Annotated in this window: 18 protein-coding genes; 11 read left to right on the forward strand and 7 right to left on the reverse strand. The window is 73.5% G+C overall.

Features of this window, described 5'->3' with window-relative positions; all coding sequences use genetic code 11:
* On the reverse strand, positions 1-1,374 hold the full coding sequence (locus tag ACIGG8_RS03560; protein WP_396545390.1) for an MFS transporter: 1,374 nt from the start codon (positions 1,372-1,374) through the stop codon (positions 1-3).
* A gap of 56 nt (positions 1,375-1,430) precedes the next feature.
* On the opposite strand from ACIGG8_RS03560, the gene ACIGG8_RS03565 reads away from it, so the two are divergent.
* Positions 1,431-1,823, forward strand: a complete 393-nt coding sequence (locus tag ACIGG8_RS03565) for a MerR family DNA-binding protein (protein WP_350524088.1) — start codon at positions 1,431-1,433, stop codon at positions 1,821-1,823.
* 113 nt (positions 1,824-1,936) lie between these two features.
* On the opposite strand, the gene ACIGG8_RS03570 is transcribed toward ACIGG8_RS03565, so the two are convergent.
* Positions 1,937-2,419 (reverse strand): MarR family winged helix-turn-helix transcriptional regulator, encoded by a 483-nt coding sequence (locus ACIGG8_RS03570; protein WP_396545392.1) that lies wholly within the window; start codon positions 2,417-2,419, stop codon positions 1,937-1,939.
* A 43-nt stretch (positions 2,420-2,462) separates the two neighbouring features.
* On the opposite strand from ACIGG8_RS03570, the gene ACIGG8_RS03575 reads away from it, so the two are divergent.
* The 3 genes from ACIGG8_RS03575 to ACIGG8_RS03585 all read left to right on the forward strand — a co-directional run bounded on the left by ACIGG8_RS03575 (position 2,463) and on the right by ACIGG8_RS03585 (position 5,247).
* Positions 2,463-3,410 (forward strand): alpha/beta hydrolase, encoded by a 948-nt coding sequence (locus ACIGG8_RS03575; protein ID WP_396545394.1) that lies wholly within the window; start codon positions 2,463-2,465, stop codon positions 3,408-3,410.
* 269 nt (positions 3,411-3,679) lie between these two features.
* Positions 3,680-4,120, forward strand: coding sequence for a VOC family protein (locus tag ACIGG8_RS03580; protein WP_396545396.1), 441 nt, complete (start codon positions 3,680-3,682; stop codon positions 4,118-4,120).
* A 203-nt stretch (positions 4,121-4,323) separates the two neighbouring features.
* A complete protein-coding gene (locus ACIGG8_RS03585) occupies positions 4,324-5,247 on the forward strand; it encodes a hypothetical protein (protein ID WP_396545398.1) in 924 nt (307 codons plus the stop codon).
* A 75-nt stretch (positions 5,248-5,322) separates the two neighbouring features.
* Here ACIGG8_RS03585 and ACIGG8_RS03590 read toward each other — a convergent pair whose 3' ends face one another.
* The 3 genes from ACIGG8_RS03590 to ACIGG8_RS03600 all read right to left on the reverse strand — a co-directional run bounded on the left by ACIGG8_RS03590 (position 5,323) and on the right by ACIGG8_RS03600 (position 8,122).
* On the reverse strand, positions 5,323-6,063 hold the full coding sequence (locus tag ACIGG8_RS03590) for a dienelactone hydrolase family protein (RefSeq protein WP_396545400.1): 741 nt from the start codon (positions 6,061-6,063) through the stop codon (positions 5,323-5,325).
* A 270-nt stretch (positions 6,064-6,333) separates the two neighbouring features.
* Positions 6,334-7,089 carry a S1 family peptidase gene (locus ACIGG8_RS03595; RefSeq protein ID WP_396545402.1) on the reverse strand — a complete coding sequence of 252 codons (756 nt, stop codon included), beginning with the start codon at positions 7,087-7,089 and terminating at the stop codon, positions 6,334-6,336.
* Positions 7,090-7,309: 220 nt separating this feature from the next.
* Positions 7,310-8,122 (reverse strand): phytanoyl-CoA dioxygenase family protein, encoded by an 813-nt coding sequence (locus ACIGG8_RS03600; RefSeq protein ID WP_396545404.1) that lies wholly within the window; start codon positions 8,120-8,122, stop codon positions 7,310-7,312.
* A gap of 142 nt (positions 8,123-8,264) precedes the next feature.
* On the opposite strand from ACIGG8_RS03600, the gene ACIGG8_RS03605 reads away from it, so the two are divergent.
* Positions 8,265-8,675 (forward strand): PPOX class F420-dependent oxidoreductase, encoded by a 411-nt coding sequence (locus tag ACIGG8_RS03605; RefSeq protein ID WP_396545406.1) that lies wholly within the window; start codon positions 8,265-8,267, stop codon positions 8,673-8,675.
* Between the two features lie 73 nt (positions 8,676-8,748).
* Entirely contained in the window at positions 8,749-9,477 is a 729-nt protein-coding gene (locus ACIGG8_RS03610) for an SDR family oxidoreductase (RefSeq protein ID WP_396545408.1), read from the forward strand.
* A 14-nt stretch (positions 9,478-9,491) separates the two neighbouring features.
* Here ACIGG8_RS03610 and ACIGG8_RS03615 read toward each other — a convergent pair whose 3' ends face one another.
* Entirely contained in the window at positions 9,492-9,980 is a 489-nt protein-coding gene (locus ACIGG8_RS03615) for a tyrosine protein phosphatase (protein ID WP_396545409.1), read from the reverse strand.
* A 388-nt stretch (positions 9,981-10,368) separates the two neighbouring features.
* On the opposite strand from ACIGG8_RS03615, the gene ACIGG8_RS03620 reads away from it, so the two are divergent.
* The 3 genes from ACIGG8_RS03620 (at position 10,369) to gndA (ending at position 13,042) form a co-directional block, all read left to right on the forward strand.
* Positions 10,369-11,199 carry a hypothetical protein gene (locus ACIGG8_RS03620; RefSeq protein ID WP_396545411.1) on the forward strand — a complete coding sequence of 277 codons (831 nt, stop codon included), beginning with the start codon at positions 10,369-10,371 and terminating at the stop codon, positions 11,197-11,199.
* A 123-nt stretch (positions 11,200-11,322) separates the two neighbouring features.
* A complete protein-coding gene (locus ACIGG8_RS03625) occupies positions 11,323-11,586 on the forward strand; it encodes a hypothetical protein (protein ID WP_350526093.1) in 264 nt (87 codons plus the stop codon).
* A 10-nt stretch (positions 11,587-11,596) separates the two neighbouring features.
* Positions 11,597-13,042, forward strand: coding sequence for an NADP-dependent phosphogluconate dehydrogenase (gene gndA / locus ACIGG8_RS03630; RefSeq protein ID WP_396545413.1), 1,446 nt, complete (start codon positions 11,597-11,599; stop codon positions 13,040-13,042).
* Positions 13,043-13,147: 105 nt separating this feature from the next.
* Here the strand turns inward: gndA and ACIGG8_RS03635 are convergent, their stop codons facing one another.
* On the reverse strand, positions 13,148-14,041 hold the full coding sequence (locus ACIGG8_RS03635) for an NADP-dependent oxidoreductase (RefSeq protein WP_396545415.1): 894 nt from the start codon (positions 14,039-14,041) through the stop codon (positions 13,148-13,150).
* A gap of 70 nt (positions 14,042-14,111) precedes the next feature.
* Between ACIGG8_RS03635 and ACIGG8_RS03640 the strand changes: the two genes are divergently transcribed.
* Positions 14,112-14,687 (forward strand): TetR/AcrR family transcriptional regulator, encoded by a 576-nt coding sequence (locus ACIGG8_RS03640; RefSeq protein ID WP_396545417.1) that lies wholly within the window; start codon positions 14,112-14,114, stop codon positions 14,685-14,687.
* 89 nt (positions 14,688-14,776) lie between these two features.
* On the forward strand, positions 14,777-15,274 hold the full coding sequence (locus ACIGG8_RS03645; RefSeq protein ID WP_396545419.1) for a phosphoribosyltransferase: 498 nt from the start codon (positions 14,777-14,779) through the stop codon (positions 15,272-15,274).
* Positions 15,275-15,311: the final 37 nt, after the last annotated feature.

Here is a 15,311-nt window from a genome sequence, read left to right on the forward strand (position 1 = left end):
TCAGACGCCGGACGGGGCGTCGGATCGGGCGCCGGAGGGGCCTTCGGACGAGGCGCCGGACGGAGTGTCGAACCCGCCCTCGGACGCGACGCCGACGGCCGAACGCACGGCCGGGACCGCGGGCGCGCTCGCCCGCCGACGCCGCCGTCGCACGGCGTGCCGGCCGCGGAGCGAGGCGGCGAGGGCGGCCGTGAGGATCATGGCGAGGCCACAGCCGACCAGCAGGACCGGCGCCGCCACACGGTTCAGGAGCAGCCCGCCGAGCGTGGCTCCCAGGGGCGAGGCGGTGATGAGCACCGCACTGCGGGCGGCGAGCACGGTGGTGAGCGATCCGCTCGGCGCCCTCTCCTGGAGCAGCGCCAGCGACAGCGCGGAGTACGGTCCGTAGACGACGCCGGCCGCGGCGAAGCCGATCAGTGACGGGACGGCGGTGTGGGCGACCGCGAACGGCAGCAGGCCGATGCCGTGGCCCGCGACGATGGCGAGCATGGTCGGCCACAGCGGCAGTCGCCCGGCGGCTCCGGCACCCAGCGCCCCGACGACGGCTCCGGCGCCGAACGCGGCCCAGTAGGCGCCGAGCAGGCCCGCGCCGTCGTCCAGGGAGTGCGCGACGAACAGCGGCAGGGCGACCTCGACCGGCCCGTAGGCGAGGTTGAACAGCCACGTCAGCACCAGCAGTCCGAGCAGCTCCGGGTGACGCCGGAACACCCCCAGCCCCTCCCGCGCCCCACCGGCACCGGGCGGCCCGGCCGGTGCCGCCGGCAGGGCGATCCGGCCGACCTGCACCGCGAGCACGGCGAAGGTGACCGCGTCCAGGCCGATGATCCACGCCGGCGACACCACGCCCGCCAACAGGCCTGCCAGCACCGGGCCGAGCACGGTCGCGCTCGACAGGCTGGTGCTCAGCACACTGTTCGCGGCCAACCGCAGACCGTCGTCCAGCAACGGCGCGAACAGCGCGTACTTGCCGGCCTTGCCCCAGACGTGGAGGAACGAGGACGCACCCAGCAGGACGACGTAGCCGACCGGGCCGAGCACACCGGTCAGGTACCCGACCGGGACCGCGCCCAGCAGCAGGGCCCGCAGGACGGCGTCGGCGACGAGCAGCCGCTGCGCCGACAGCCGCCGTAGCCGGCGGCCCAGCACCAGCGCGCCGAGCGCGCCCGGCAGGGTGTACGCGGCCACGCAGATCCCGACCAGCGCGCCCTGACCACCACGCGGGGCCAGCGAGAGCGCCAGCCAGGCGACGGCGACGGTGCTCATGCCGTCCCCCAGGTCCGACAGGGCGAAGACCGGCAGCAGGCGGCGGAAGGGGCGGACGGCGAACAACGGGCGGTAGGCCCCGGGCAGCACGTGCCCCAGAGATGAGAACATGCACGTCACGGTCGTGCTTCAAGCGCGCGTGAAGTCAACCCGTCGGGGGCGTGGGCGTGCGGTACCTGGGAATTGGCGAGCTGTCACGGACCGTCGGGGTCCGGGCGTCCGCGCTGCGCTACTGGGAGGAGCGCGGACTGCTGCCGGGCGCCCGGCGCGAGGCGGGGCGCCGGGTCTGGCCGGCCGGTGCGGTCCGGCGGGTCGCGCTGATCCGGATGGCGCAGCGGGCCGGCTTCACCCTCGCCGAGATCGCCGCCCTCCTGAACGACGACACCTCCCCGGGGGCCACCCGCCAGTGGCGCGAGCTGGCCGCCCGCAAACTCCCCGAACTCGACGAGCACATCGCCCAGACCCAGGCGCTGCGCCGGGCGGTCGCGGACTGCATGGCCTGCGGCTGCATGAACTTCGACCAGTGCGTGCTGCTGACGCCCTCCGGCGAGGCACCCTGACGCCTGCCACCCGGGGGTAGGTGGGACGCCGGCCGGAGTCTTCGGAGGCGCGGCTGTTGCTGCCACCGCCCCCGGGGAGGGGTGCGGTAGCCCGGGGCCGAGTTGACGGCGGGTCAGCCGGTCGGGGTGCCGATCTGGTCGCGTTCGAGGGCGGTCCGCAGGGTGGAGAAGGCCTGTGCGACGGCTGACAGCGCGGGGCCGTCCAAGGCGCCTCCGAGCAGTTCGGCCAGACCGTCCGTGAAGGTGCGGTCCGCCTCCTCGACGAGCCGTGCGCCGTCCTCGGTCAGGGCCAGCAGTGAGGAGCGGCGGTCGGCCGGGTTGGGCCGGCGGACCGCCCAACCCTGCTTCTCCAGGCGGTCGACGCCCTTGCTGGTCGCGCCGACGCCGATGGCGAACTCGGCGGCGAGGTCCGCCACCCGGCACCCGGGGTGGTCCCGCAGGTAGGCCAGGAACTCGTACTGCGAGGTGACGATCCCGTGCCGCGCGCGGAGGCGGTCGCTGAGGGCGTTGTAGAGGCGCGTCTCGCACCGGACCAGGTCGGCGAACAGCTCGGAGAAACCCGCTGCCGCGACTGCTCTGCTCGATGTATATTCCACGGCATATAGTGTACAGGAAGCTACTTCTGGCAGGAGTGTGCTCATGAGCAGGGAACAACGCATCCGGGTAGACGAGATCCTGAGGCAGCCGGGCCCGGACGGCCCCCACTCGGTCGAGGAGCTCCGGGCCGGATTCCGGCAGCTGATGGCCCGGATGATCGTGCCCCACGACCGCATCCGCACCTCGCCGACGACGCTCGGCGACCGGCCGGCACTGCGCGTCGAGCCGACGGCGGGAACCGGCTCCGGGACGATCCTCTACTTCCACGGTGGCGGCTGGGTCTTCGGCTCGCCCGAGACCGCGCTCTCGCTCACCGGGAACCTCGTGGCCAGGACGGGCCTCGGAGCGTACTCGCTGGACTACCGGCTCGCTCCCGAACACCCCTTCCCCGCCGCGATCGAGGACACCCTGAGCGCCTACCGCGCCCTCCTCGACCGCGGTGAGGACCCCGCCGCCATCGTCCTCGCGGGAGACTCCGCCGGCGGCGGCCTCGCCGTCACCACCTGCCTCGCCGCCCGGGACGCGGGGCTCCCCCAGCCCACCGGCATCCTGGCGTTCTCCCCCGGCACGGACGCGACCCGGACCGGCGGGAGCATGGAGACCAAGGAGGGCGTCGACCCGATCTTCACCCGCGCGGCCCTCGGCCACACCGGGGCGATGTACCTCGCCGGAGCCGACCCGCGCCACCCCCTGCTGAGCCCGGCCGTCCATGCCGACCTCACCGGCCTGCCGCCGATGCTGATCCAGGTCGGCACCAACGAGGTGCTGCTGGACGACTCCACCCGCCTGGCCGCGCGGGCGAGTGCGGCGGGCGTGGACGTCATCCTCGACGTCACCGCCGACGCGCCGCACGTGTTCCAGGCCTTCGCCGGCGTCCTCGACGAGGCGGACGAGGCGCTGGACCGCGCCGCCCTGTTCCTGCGTCAGCGGATCCGGGCCGGTGGCGCCACGCGCCGGACCACGCCGGCCACCGCCGGTCCGACGGGCTGACCCCGGGGCCCGGTCGAGCGCCGTACGAGCACGCAGGCGTCCCCGGGCCCGGGCTCGCTCGCGACCGGCCGTTCGGGCACGGCGGGGCCGCCCGCCGATCCCCCGCACCACCGTCCACGGGCGGCTACGGCTCGCGGACCCGTCCGGGAGGTGCCCGGTGGGCGGCCCGGGGGATCAGAGCGGTCACGGGTGTCGAGAACGGGCCGCCTGCGCCGTCCCCGGTATACCGGTGGCCTCGGAGGGCCACACAACGCAGAGGGAGAACCGCCATGACGCTCCAGCGGATGGACAACGTCGGCATCGTCGTCGAGGACCTGGACGCCGCCGTCGCCTTCTTCACCGAACTCGGCATGGAGGTCGAGGGCAGGGCGCGGATCGAGGGCCTGTTCGCGGACCAGACCGTCGGGCTCGACGGTGTCCGCAGTGACATCGCGATGATGCGGACCCCGGACGGCCACGGCAAGTTGGAGCTCGCGCAGTACCACGCCCCCGCGGCGGTCGGTGCCGGGTCGGACGACCCGCCGCCGAACACGCTGGGCCTGCACCGGGTCATGTTCGCCGTCGACGACATCGACGACACCGTCGCCCGCCTGCGCCCCCACGGCGCCGAACTGCTCGGCGAGGTGGCGCGGTACGAGGACCTCTACCGCCTCTGCTACCTCCGCGGCCCCTCGGGCATCATCCTCGCCCTGGCCGAACGGATCGGCTGACGGCCGTCCGCGGCCGCCCTCCTCCGCAGGCCTGCGGACGAACAAGCCGTTGGTGTCCGGCCCGACGGGTGGTCCGTGCCGCGGGCCGCGCGAGCGGCCGGGTGTGCCCCGGGTTTGCCCTCTGGTCCCTCGTCCCGTCGCTGCCGCCGCGGCTAGGTTGGGCGGCAGCGACCGGAACGGCAGGCAGGAAGGGCAGCCAGGACGTGCGCGAGACACGCGGGGCCACCGAGCAGCAGACGACGCCGACCGCCGCCGCCGGGCGTGCGGCCCGCCCCACGGGCCTGTTCGCGCTTCAGCAGCGGGTGAGGAACGCGGCGGTGACGCGCCAGGTGCAGCGCCAGAAGGCCGGCCTGGACGAGCACTACGCCACGAGGCCCACCGAGCACCCCGAGTGGAAGCCGTACCAGGAACTGACGGAGGCCGCGGGCATTCCCCGGCCCCAGGCCGACGCCGCCTGGCAACTGCTGCTCGGCGGGGTCGACTCGCAAGGTGCGATCAACGACGAGGCTGCGGCGAGGACGGGCGACCGCCAGGAGCAGCGCGAACTCCGCGCGTCCAACTCCTGGTACCAGGAGTTCGTCCGGCTCATGGCCGAGCACCTGGAGATCGGGACGCCCACCATGGCCCTGTGGGCAGGCGGCATCGAGACCAGCGAATACGCGTACCGGAAGGGCCACACGCCGGTGGCGCGGACTCGGATCGGCAGCGTGCTCAACGTCCTGGAACTGCACCCGAACTGGAAGCTCACCGGGCCGATGTGGAGCCTGGTGTCCAAGGCCTTCGTGTCCCGGGCGACCGGCCCCGTGCACATCTTCGTACGGGCCTACGACCCGGACAGCATCCTCATCAGGCTGGAGGTCCCGCACCTGCGGCTGGTGCAGCAGCTGAACCCGGACGTGAAACTGATGTGGCACCCCGTGTACACCGCTCCCGACGGGCAGTTGAGGGAGATCTCGAAGGACTACCGACTCGTCGACAATGCGGAGTACGACGGGCGGGACACCTGTGTGCGCGTCCTGTTCCAGTACCTCAGGCTGTTCCACGAGGAGAGCAACACCAAGGCCGCCCCCGCTCACACCAGCATGGAGAAGCTGATCGTTTCGAACGGCCACAAGGACGGCGTCTGACGCGGCGGCCTCCGGGCCCGGCCCAGGGCCCCTGCCGGTCGGCAGGGGCCCGACCCGCGGCCCGGGGGCCCGGCCTCACTTCAGGAGGTGCCGGGCGAAGAACTGGGCGGCGGCGTCCCCCGCGAACTGCGGGACGCCGGTGTGCCCGCCGAGGTTGGCGTTCAGCGTCTTCTCCTGGGAGCCGAAAGCGTCGAACAGGTCCAGGGCCGCCTGCCGGTCGTTCCCCTCGTCGTCCCACTGCAGCAGGACGTGCAGCGGAATGGTGATCTGGCGGGCCTCCTCGAACATGACGGCGGGCACGAAACTCCCGGCGAACAGGACGGCGGCCTCGATGCGCGGCTCGACCCTCGCCAGCCTGGTCCCGATGGCGATCACTCCCCCCGAGTAGCCGACCGGGCCGCCGATCTCGGGCAGCGCGAGGAGGGCGTCCAGGGTGGCCTGCCATTCGGGGACGGCCTTGTCGACCAGCGGGAGGATGAGCCGGTCCACGATCTCGCCGCTGACGGGTTCGCCGGCTTCCAGCGCCCGGCGAAGGTCGGCGCGGGCCTGTTCGGCGGTGGCGGAACGGGGCCGGTCACCGCTTCCGGGGAGCTCGATGGTGGCGGTGGCGAAGCCGTCCGCCGCGCAGTGCCGGGCCCGGGCCAGGACTCGGGGGTACATCCGGGGCAGTCCGCCGGGGTGGCCCAGCAGGATCAGCGGCACCGGTGCGGACGGGGAGGCGGATGCGGGCGTCCACAGGACGCCGGGGATCTCGCCGAGGGTGAATTCGCGTTCGAGGACGCCGTCGTCGAGGCGCTGCTCGGAGGTGAAGTGCATCGTCGTGCCTTTCGGGAGTGCTCGTGGAACGGCGCTCCCGGGACGACCTATCGCCCGACCGTGACCCCGGAGGGGAGCACCCATGTCGATACTGCGTTCACGGGTACCACCTCCTTGTTCTCTCGCACGGCCTCCGGAAACGTAGCAGGCGGTATCGGCAGCCCGCAAACGGTTTTTGCGGGCCGCCGGCGTCCGTGGCACGGGCGGCCCGTTGCCCTCGGGCCGCCCGTGCCGCACCCCGTCCGGCCACACCCCGGTCCCACCGCCCGGCTAGGACAGCAACTGCGCGGGGACGTCCGTGGCCCGGGTGAACACCGAGACCGGGTGCTGGGTGTCGCAGTACTTGTTGCCGGTGGAGACCACACCGATCAGGACACCGCCGACCACCAGCGGCCCGCCCGAGTCCCCCTTGCAGACGCTGTCCGTCGTACCGGCCTGCGGCAGGCCGCAGACCTTGAGCAGCGGCGAGTCGTCGGACGAGGTGAAGGGGTCGCAGGAGGCCGGCGGAGCCAGCGTCAGCACCGCCTGCTTGAGGTGCGTGCCGGGGCCGTCCGCGCCGGTGCGCCCGAATCCCAGCAGGGTGGCCTGGTTCCCGTACCGGTACAGCGCCTCGTCGCCCTTGCGCGCCACCCGGACCGTCTTGGACGGCAGCGGACGGTCCAGGACGAGGACGGCGGAGTCGTGGTCCAGGCCGGAGGTGAAGCGGGGGTCCACCCGGTAGTCCTTCACCCGGCGGACCTGGCCACCGGAGCCGGTCAGGTCGGTGCGGCCGGCGATCACCCGCAGCGAGCGCGGGTCGTCCGCCTCGCTGACGCAGTGGCCCGCGGTCAGCACCTTGGTCGGCGCGATCAGCGCGCCGGTGCACCACTGCTCACCCGCGGCGGTCTGCAGCGCCACGACGAACGGGTGGGACGCGGTCGTGGTGTCCGATCCGCCGTGGACGGCGGCGGCCGGCGCGGCCGCGACGGCCACCAGGGCGGCAGCGGCCAGCAGCACGGTGACCGAGCGTCGGTTCGAAGTACGCATGAGGAGGGCAACCTTTCGATGTCGAGGCCCACAGACTGGCCGCCGGCCCGTCCCGCCCGCCACCCCTGCCCGGCGATCCGGGACGCCGGAATACCGCCACCCACCCTGACCTGCGGATTCGCCGCCGCCTGGAACGCCTCGACGGAACGTCAGGGGGCCTGGAACGGACCTCCGCCCCTCCTCACACCCGCCCCCGCCCGACGACGGTCGTGCAGCGCTGCTACCCGGCGGCGCGCCCGGTGCCGTCCCCGTCCGGGCCGGGGGTGTCCAGCCCCAGGCCCAGGCGGATCGCCGTCTCCACGGGCGAGTACGCGCCGTCGGCCCGCTCCAGTTCGTACGGCGCGGCCGGCATCAGCGGCGGCTGGGCCATGAAGCGCGGCCGCGCGCCGTGGTGCGGTTGCGCCGCGTGCACCAGGAACGGATGGCAGAGGTAGACGTCGCCCGGGGACCCGGTGGCGAGGGCGATCGGCCGGTGGTCGGACGCCGCCACCAGGTCGGGCGCGATGGCCAGCCCGCTCGCCCCGTCCTCCCCGTGCTTCTCCAGCACCTTCGGCACGTCGAGGTGCGAACCCACCCGGATCCTGGTCGGGGCGTCCCCCTCACCGACCTCGCTGAACAGGAACAGCATCAGCAGCGCCCGCCCCCGGGAGCGCAGATTCGTGAAGTACCAGGTCTCGCCCTCCGGCAGGTAGCTCCCCTCGATGTGCCAGCCCGCGTCGTCCGGTTCCTCCTCGTGCGGGAAGCGCAGCGGGAACGTGCCCAGTGAGTACCGCGGCTCCCACCGGCCGGCGCCGACGAGCAGGTCGTACGCGCGGTGCAGGGACGGGGAGTTCGGGGCGGCGGCGAACGGCCCCTGCGCCATGCCGGCGACCCAGTGCACGGGCTGCGTCCACGTCGACGGGTCGTCCGGGTCGCAGCCCGTCTCCTGCCACAGCAGCCGCGCGCACTCCTCCGCCACGCGCGGCGCGACGGCGCCCTCCATCTTCACGAAGCCGTCGCGGAGGAACCGGGATACCAAGGTCGTGTCATCCATGCCCCCATCGTGCGGCGGCACCGGTCCCGGCCGCCCGACATTTTCCGTACCGCCTTCGTCGGGTGGATCGCCCGATCCCGCTGACCCATGACGCTTCGGCGGCCTTGACCTCAAGCGCGCATGAGCTTCTAGGGTCGGCGGCATGATCTTCACCGACAGGGAACGCACGTACCTCGCCGCCCAGCCGCTGGCCCGCCTGGCGACCACCGGTCCCGACGGCGGTCCGCAGGTCCGCCCGGTGGGCTTCCGGCTCAACGACGACGGCACCATCGACATCGGCGGGCCGGCGAACGCCCGCAGCCGGAAGTACCGCAACGCCCAGGCCCGCCCCGAGGTCTCGGTGCTGGTCGACGACCTGGCCCCGGCCGACGACCCCGTCGCCGGGGGGTGGGGGCGCGGCATCGAGATCAGGGGTCGGGCCGAGGTGCTGGCCGTCGACGTGCCGCCCGTGTCACCCGACCACTTCAGCACGGACATCATCCGCATCCACCCCCGTCGGGTCATCACCTGGAACCTGGAATCGCGGGGGACCACCGCCCGCGACCTCGACTGACACCCCGTCCGGCGACGCCACGGTGACGCCCACCGCGATGCGAGCAACACCAGAAGTTCGAAGGAGTACGCACATGGATCTGGCCGGCAGGACCGTGGTGGTCACCGGGGCCGGGCGCGGGTTCGGAAGGGCGTTCGCGCTGCAGGCGGGTCGGCTGGGTGCGCGCCTGTTCCTCTCCGCCCGCACTCCGGCCGCCGCCCGGACGGTGGCCGAGGAGGTGGTGGCCGACAGCGGTGCGCGAGTGGACGCGTTCGCCTGTGATCTGGCAGACCCGGCCACCGTACGGGGCTTCGCCGAGGAGGTCGCCACGCACACCGACCGGGTGGACGTGTTGGTCAACAACGGCGCCCGGTACCTGGCCGGCCCCGACCTGTGGGACGCCGACGACGAAGCGATCACCGACACCGTCGCCTCCGGGGCCACCGGCACCCTCCTGACGGTCAAGCACTTCCTACCCCTGCTGCGCGCCTCCGAGGGCGCGGACGTGGTCAACCTGGTCTCCTCGGCCGCGGAGGCCCGGGACCACCGGTCCCAGGCGCACCCCGCGTTCTACGCGGCCAAGGCCGCCCAGGCGGGCTTCGCCGACGTCCTCTCCCACCGGCTGCGCCCCGAGGGCATCCGCGTCATCTCGCTCTACCCGCCGGACTTCACGGACGGCGACCCGCTCCACGCCGGCTGGGACGGTGCCTCCCGGACCGCACGCGACCCGCTGACCGCCCGGTCCGTCCTCGACTGCGTTCTCTTCGCGATCGGGCAGCCGCGCGACTGCTTCATCCGTTCCTTCCACTTCGAGCAGTTGTAGAGCGGTCGGTCGCCTCACGGCTGTGCGAGCAGTTCCGTCGTCCACGCCCGCTGCTCGGCGGTGTCCGGGACGGCGAGCCCACGGGCTCGTTCGATCAGGTTCCAGGCGGTGTCGGGATCGACGCCGTCCAGGACGAGGAGTGCGGCCGCGAGCAGGGACGAACGTCCGATGCCGGCCCGGCAGTGGGTGACGACGTGTGCGCCGTCGCGCAGCCGTCCGGCCAGCCCGTGCAAGGTGGGCAGGACCGCGGCGCGATCGGGGACGGTGCGGTCGGGGACGGGTATCGCGACGAACCGCAGCCCGGCTGCGGCGGCGGCGCGGGGTTCGTCCGCGAGGCCGAGTTCGTCGAGTTCGGGTCCGGTGAGGGCGCAGACCAGGACGTCGACGCCGTGGTTCCTCAGCGCGGCCATCTCGTCGTCGAGCCAGTCGTGGCCACGGGGTCTGGCCATGGTGCTCAGCCGTCCCGGGCCGGGGAGGTCGATGGTGAAGAGGGCGGGTCGCATGTCGGCAGCACTTTCGGTCGGTGGGGTCGGGTTCGGTGGGGTCGGGTGGTGGTCGGACGGTCGAGCGGGCAACGGTCGACCGGGGCGCGGCACGTCGGCGGCGGCTTCGACGGTTCGACGGGTGCAACAGGCTCGACGGGTTCGAAAGGCTCGACGGATCGGACATCGTCGATTACCTGACGGCGCGGAACGCGCAGCGGACGCAGGCCGTCCGGGGCCGGCACTGTTCGATGAACGAGTGGCAACGCAGCCCCATGGCCGAGATCGTAGTACTGCCGTGCTTCACCGATGTCCGCGCCCCCGATCCCCCGCGACCCACCGATCCCCCGATCCCCCGCGGCCCCCGGCCCCGCGTCAACGCCGGGTGCCCCTGTGCTTGGGTGGTGGGGTGACATCTGCCGAACGCCTGACCTCCCGAGCCCGGCACGGCGGGCACCGCGAGGTGCTCCCCGAACTGCTCGCGCTGGCCACCGATCCCGCCGCACGACCCGACCCGGCGTGGGAGGCCGGAGCCGCGGCCGTCCAGATCCTCTGCTGGGAGGACCGCTTCGCGGAGGCGGGCGAGCTGGCCGAGCTGCTGATCGAACGTCAGGGACCGGACGGCGGGGACCTGTGCGACCAGGACGTGCCGTTCGACGAGGCGTTCCTGGTCGCCCAGCTGTACGCGGGCGTCCCCGCGCAGCCCAGGCTGCGCGCCGCGGCCGCCCGCGTTCCGGAGGGCCGGATCCTGCGGGACCGACTGCTCTGGCTGGCCGAGCAGCTCGACCTCCGGCCGGTGGAGTGGCTGTTGCCCTGCCACTACGACTGGGGCGGGCCGCTCGTACCGCGGGAGGGCGTGATCGGCGAGTGGCTGCTGGGCCGCGAGTTCGCGGCGCTGGCGCCGCGCGAGAAGCGGGTCGCCTGGGAGGCGGTCGCCCGGACCAATGACTTCGCCCGCGCCCGCGGGCTGGTCGAGTCGCTCGGCGAGCTCCCGGAGCAGTACTACCTCTGTCTGTGGCTCGCCGGCTGGTACGCCGTCGAGGGCGATGTCGAGGGCGGCGAGCGGATGCTGCTGGCCGCGCACGAGCGGTGGTGGCCGTACATGCGGTGGGACGCGATCCCGACCTCCGAGGTGGTGCAGCCGACACTGCGGCGGGTGGTCACCGACCGGGTGCGGGAGCACTTCCTCACCAGGCCGATCGGCCCCGAAGCGGCGGCCCTGGCCACCCGGACGGAGTAGGCCCGGGCCCGGCGGCTCCCCCGCCCCGGCGCCGTTCGCGTGCGGGACGCCCGAACCCCGGCAGAATCGATGGGTGGGGGCGGCCCCGGCTGCGCCGCAGGCGCTACGTGAGAGGACCATGTCATGCCCGACTTCCACCCGAAGCACGACCACCTGATCGTCAAGCCGATCGGCGGGGCGGCCCCGCAGGATCCGGACCGGTGGAAGGGCGAGGTGGTGGCGGTGGGGCCCGGCCGGCCCCTGGGGAGCGGCAAGCCGCACCCGGTGGACGTCAAGGTCGGCGAGCGGATCCTCTTCAACCTGCGCGCCGGGGCGCAGTTCGAGGCGGACGGAGAGCAGTACGTCGAACTCCCCGAGGACGAGGTCCTCGCCCTCTCCGCGGAGTAGGAGGCCCGCCATGACCGCACAGGCACCGGCCCGGATCGGCGTCACCGGCCTGGCCGTGATGGGCCGCAACCTGGCCCGGAACTTCGCCCGCCACGGGCACCGCGTGGCCGTGCACAACCGCACGTGGGCGCGGACCGCGGCGCTGCTGGAGGAGTTCGGGCACGAGGGCGACTTCGTGGGCGCCGAGACCACGGAGGCGTTCGTCACGGCCCTGGAACGCCCCCGGCTGATCGTCATCATGGTCAAGGCCGGGGCGCCGACCGACGCCGTCATCGACGAACTGGTGCCGCTGCTCGACGCGGGCGACGTGCTGGTGGACGGCGGGAACGCGCACTTCCCCGACACCAGGAGGCGCGAAGCGGCCCTGCGGGAACGCGGACTGCACTTCGTGGGCAGCGGGATCTCCGGCGGCGAGCAGGGTGCTTTGGAGGGCCCGAGCATCATGCCCGGCGGCACGCCGGAGGCCTACCGGCTCGTGGGGCCGCTGCTGGAGGACATCGCGGCCGAGGTCGACGGCAAGCCCTGCTGCACCCACGTCGGGCCGGACGGCGCCGGCCACTTCGTCAAGATGGTCCACAACGGGATCGAATACGCCGACATGCAGCTCATCGCCGAGGCGTACGACCTGCTGCGGCACGGAGCCGGACTGCAGCCCGCCGCGATCGCCGACGTCTTCCGGGCCTGGAACGGCGGACGCCTGGAGTCCTACCTGATCGAGATCACGGCCGAGATCCTCGCCCACACCGACGCGGCGACCGGCAAGCCCTTCGTCGACGTGGTGCTCGACCAGGCCGAGCAGAAGGGCACCGGCCGCTGGACGGTCCAGAGCGCGCTGGACCTCGGCGTGCCCGTGAGCGGGATCGCCGAGGCGGTCTTCGCCCGCGCGCTGTCCGGCAGCGTGCCGCTGCGCCGGGCCGGCCGGGGCCTGCCCGGCCCCACCGAGACCTGGCTCGACAGCGCGGCGGCGGACCGGTTCGCGGAGGACGTCGAACAGGCCCTGTACGCCTCCAAGATGGTGGCCTACGCCCAGGGCTTCAACCAGATCCAGGCCGGCAGCGCGGAGTACTCCTGGGACATCGACCCCGGGGCGATGGCCACGATCTGGCGCGGCGGCTGCATCATCAGGGCCCGTTTCCTGGACCGGATCAGGGCCGCGTACGAGGCCGACCGGGAGCGCCCGACGCTGCTGACCGACGCGCACTTCCAGGAGGCGATCGGCTCCGCGCAGTCGGCCTGGCGGCGGGTCGTCTCGGCGGCCGTCCAACTGGGGGTGCCCGCACCCGGTTTCGCCACCGCGCTCGCCTACTACGACGGCCTGCGGGCGGGGCGCCTGCCGGCCACGCTGGTGCAGGGCCAGCGGGACTTCTTCGGCGCGCACACCTACCACCGGGTCGACCGGGACGGAACCTTCCACACCCGCTGGGAGGTCGCGGGCCGCCCGGAGGAGCAGCGCTGAGGCCCGGGAGCGGGCGGGCGCGGCACGGGAGCGGGCGGGCGCAGCACGGCGCCCCGGGGCCGGTCGGGCCCCGGGGCGGTGCGGGGGCACCGGGCGGGCGGCGGCTCAGATGACCAGGACCCGGCGCCCGCGGGTGTGGCCGGCGCGGCTGTCGGCGTGCGCCGCGGCGGCCTCGGTGAGCGGGTAGGACTTCTCGACCGGGATGTGGAGCCTGCCCCGGGAGATGAGGTCGACGGCCTCGGCGAGCGCGTCCGGTACGCTCCCGGCCGCGCCGGAGAAGCGGACGCCCAGCTGCGGGGCGCCGAGGTCGGCGATGGAGACGACCTTGCGCGGGTCCCCGGTCAGCTCCACGAGTTCGGGGATCACGCCCGAGCCGGCCAGGTCGAGGGCCGCGTCGGCCCGGCCCAGGCGCCGCACCCGTTCGACCCAGCCCCCGCCGTAGGTCGTGGCGAGGGCGCCCAGGCCGCGCAGGTAGTCCTGGTTCGCGGCCCCGGCCGTGCCGATCACCGTGATGCCGCGCTCGCGGGCGATCTGCAGCACCGCTGAGCCGACGCCGCCGGACGCGCCGCTGACCAGCAGCGTCTGCCCGGGCCGCACGCCGACCTCGCGGATGATGCGCAGGGCGGTCTCCACCACGGACGGGTACCCGGCCGCCTCCTCGAAGGTCAGTCCCGCGGGCATGCGGGCCCAGGCGGACAGCACGGCGAACTCGGCGTACGTGTCGGTGCCTTCGCCGAACACGTGGTCGCCGATCTCGACCCCTTCGACGCCCTCGCCGACCTCGTCCACCACGCCGGCGGCGTCCAGCCCGACCCCGGCGGGCAGCGTGACCGGATGGGCTCCCAGGACCTGGCCCTCCCGGATCCTCCAGTCGACGGGGTTCACCCCCGCCGCCCGTACGGCGATGCGTATCCGGCCGCGGCCCGCGTGGGGCTCCTCGGCTTCCACCAGGTGCAGGACCTCGGGACCGCCGAACTCGGCGAAGCTGATTTTCCTCATGCAGCCGAAACTAGGCCTAACGGATAGTGTTTCGCAACGGTTAGTGATTCGTATCTGGTAGTGTCACGGCATGACCGAGCCGCCCGGACGCCGGGAACGCAAGAAGGCTGCGACCCGCCGGAAGATCGCCGACACCGCGCTGCGGCTCTTCCTGGAACGCGGGTACGACGCCGTGGGCATCCGTGACGTGGCGGCCGAGGCCGACGTGGCCGTCACCACGGTCTTCGCCCACTTCGCCTCGAAGGAGGCCCTGGTTTTCGAGCGCGACCAGGACTTCGAGCAGCGCCTCACGCGGGCGGTCACCGACCGCGGCCCGCACGAGCCGCTCATCGGGGCGCTGCACCGCGAGGTCCGGGCCCTGGTGGGGCACTGCACCGCGGAGGGCAGTGCCCCGGTCCGGCGCATGATCGAGGGGTCGCCCGCCCTGCGGGAGTACGAGGAGTCGATGGGTCTGCGGCACGCGCAGGCGCTGGCGGCGGCGCTGGCCGCCGATCCCGACCTGTCCCGCAGTGCGACGGCCTGCCGGGCGACCGCTCGGTTCGCCGTCGACGCCTACGCGCTGGCCTGCCAGGCGGAGGATCCCGAAGCCACGGTGGACGAGGTCTTCCGGATGATCGAGGCGGCCTGGGAGGCCACCGCGCCCTGAGGTCGCGGGGCCGGCGGGCGTCCCGCGGTGACCTCGGCTCGGCGCGCCGCAGCTCGCCGCCCGACCGCCTGCCGAGGACACTGGACACTGTGACTGAAGTGCGCGAGACCCTGGACTACCAGACCTTCGGCCAGGCGGTGCGCGAACTCGCGCAGACGATCGCCGCCGACGGGTACGAGCCCGATCTCATCCTGAGCATCGCCCGCGGCGGTGTGTTCGTGGCGGGTGGTCTGGCGTACGCGCTGGACTGCAAGAACGTCCACCTCGTGAACGTCGAGTTCTACACGGGCGTGGGCACCACCCTCGACATGCCGGTCATGTTGGCGCCCGTCCCCCAGGCGGTCGACTTCACCAGCAAGAAGGTCCTGATCGCCGACGACGTCGCCGACACCGGCAAGACGCTGAAGCTGGTGCACGACTTCTGCCTCGACCACGTCGCCGAGGTGCGGTCCGCCGTCATCTACGAGAAGTCGCACTCCCTCGTGCAGTGCGAGTACGTGTGGAAGCGGACGGACGACTGGATCGAGTTCCCGTGGTCGACGGAGGGCCCGGTCGTCAAGCGGCACGGCCAGGTGCTCGACGCCTGACCGGCGCCCGGGCCCGAGGACCGGGCCGGCCGGGGTC

The organism is Kitasatospora sp. NPDC085464, from assembly GCF_044541955.1.
Taxonomy (GTDB): Bacteria; Actinomycetota; Actinomycetes; order Streptomycetales; family Streptomycetaceae; genus Kitasatospora.

What these genes read in the sequence shown, in the direction of transcription:
- ACIGG8_RS03635 (WP_396545415.1), bottom strand. Translation starts at nt 14,041, where the DNA reads ATGAGGAAAATCAGCTTCGCCGAGTTCGGCGGTCCCGAGGTCCTGCAC.
- ACIGG8_RS03615 (WP_396545409.1), bottom strand. Translation starts at nt 9,980, where the DNA reads ATGCGACCCGCCCTCTTCACCATCGACCTCCCCGGCCCGGGACGGCTG.
- ACIGG8_RS03605 (WP_396545406.1), top strand. Translation starts at nt 8,265, where the DNA reads ATGATCTTCACCGACAGGGAACGCACGTACCTCGCCGCCCAGCCGCTG.
- ACIGG8_RS03575 (WP_396545394.1), top strand. Translation starts at nt 2,463, where the DNA reads ATGAGCAGGGAACAACGCATCCGGGTAGACGAGATCCTGAGGCAGCCG.
- ACIGG8_RS03580 (WP_396545396.1), top strand. Translation starts at nt 3,680, where the DNA reads ATGACGCTCCAGCGGATGGACAACGTCGGCATCGTCGTCGAGGACCTG.
- ACIGG8_RS03590 (WP_396545400.1), bottom strand. Translation starts at nt 6,063, where the DNA reads ATGCACTTCACCTCCGAGCAGCGCCTCGACGACGGCGTCCTCGAACGC.
- ACIGG8_RS03595 (WP_396545402.1), bottom strand. Translation starts at nt 7,089, where the DNA reads ATGCGTACTTCGAACCGACGCTCGGTCACCGTGCTGCTGGCCGCTGCC.
- ACIGG8_RS03610 (WP_396545408.1), top strand. Translation starts at nt 8,749, where the DNA reads ATGGATCTGGCCGGCAGGACCGTGGTGGTCACCGGGGCCGGGCGCGGG.
- ACIGG8_RS03600 (WP_396545404.1), bottom strand. Translation starts at nt 8,122, where the DNA reads ATGGATGACACGACCTTGGTATCCCGGTTCCTCCGCGACGGCTTCGTG.
- ACIGG8_RS03640 (WP_396545417.1), top strand. Translation starts at nt 14,112, where the DNA reads ATGACCGAGCCGCCCGGACGCCGGGAACGCAAGAAGGCTGCGACCCGC.
- ACIGG8_RS03625 (WP_350526093.1), top strand. Translation starts at nt 11,323, where the DNA reads ATGCCCGACTTCCACCCGAAGCACGACCACCTGATCGTCAAGCCGATC.
- ACIGG8_RS03560 (WP_396545390.1), bottom strand. Translation starts at nt 1,374, where the DNA reads ATGTTCTCATCTCTGGGGCACGTGCTGCCCGGGGCCTACCGCCCGTTG.
- gndA (WP_396545413.1), top strand. Translation starts at nt 11,597, where the DNA reads ATGACCGCACAGGCACCGGCCCGGATCGGCGTCACCGGCCTGGCCGTG.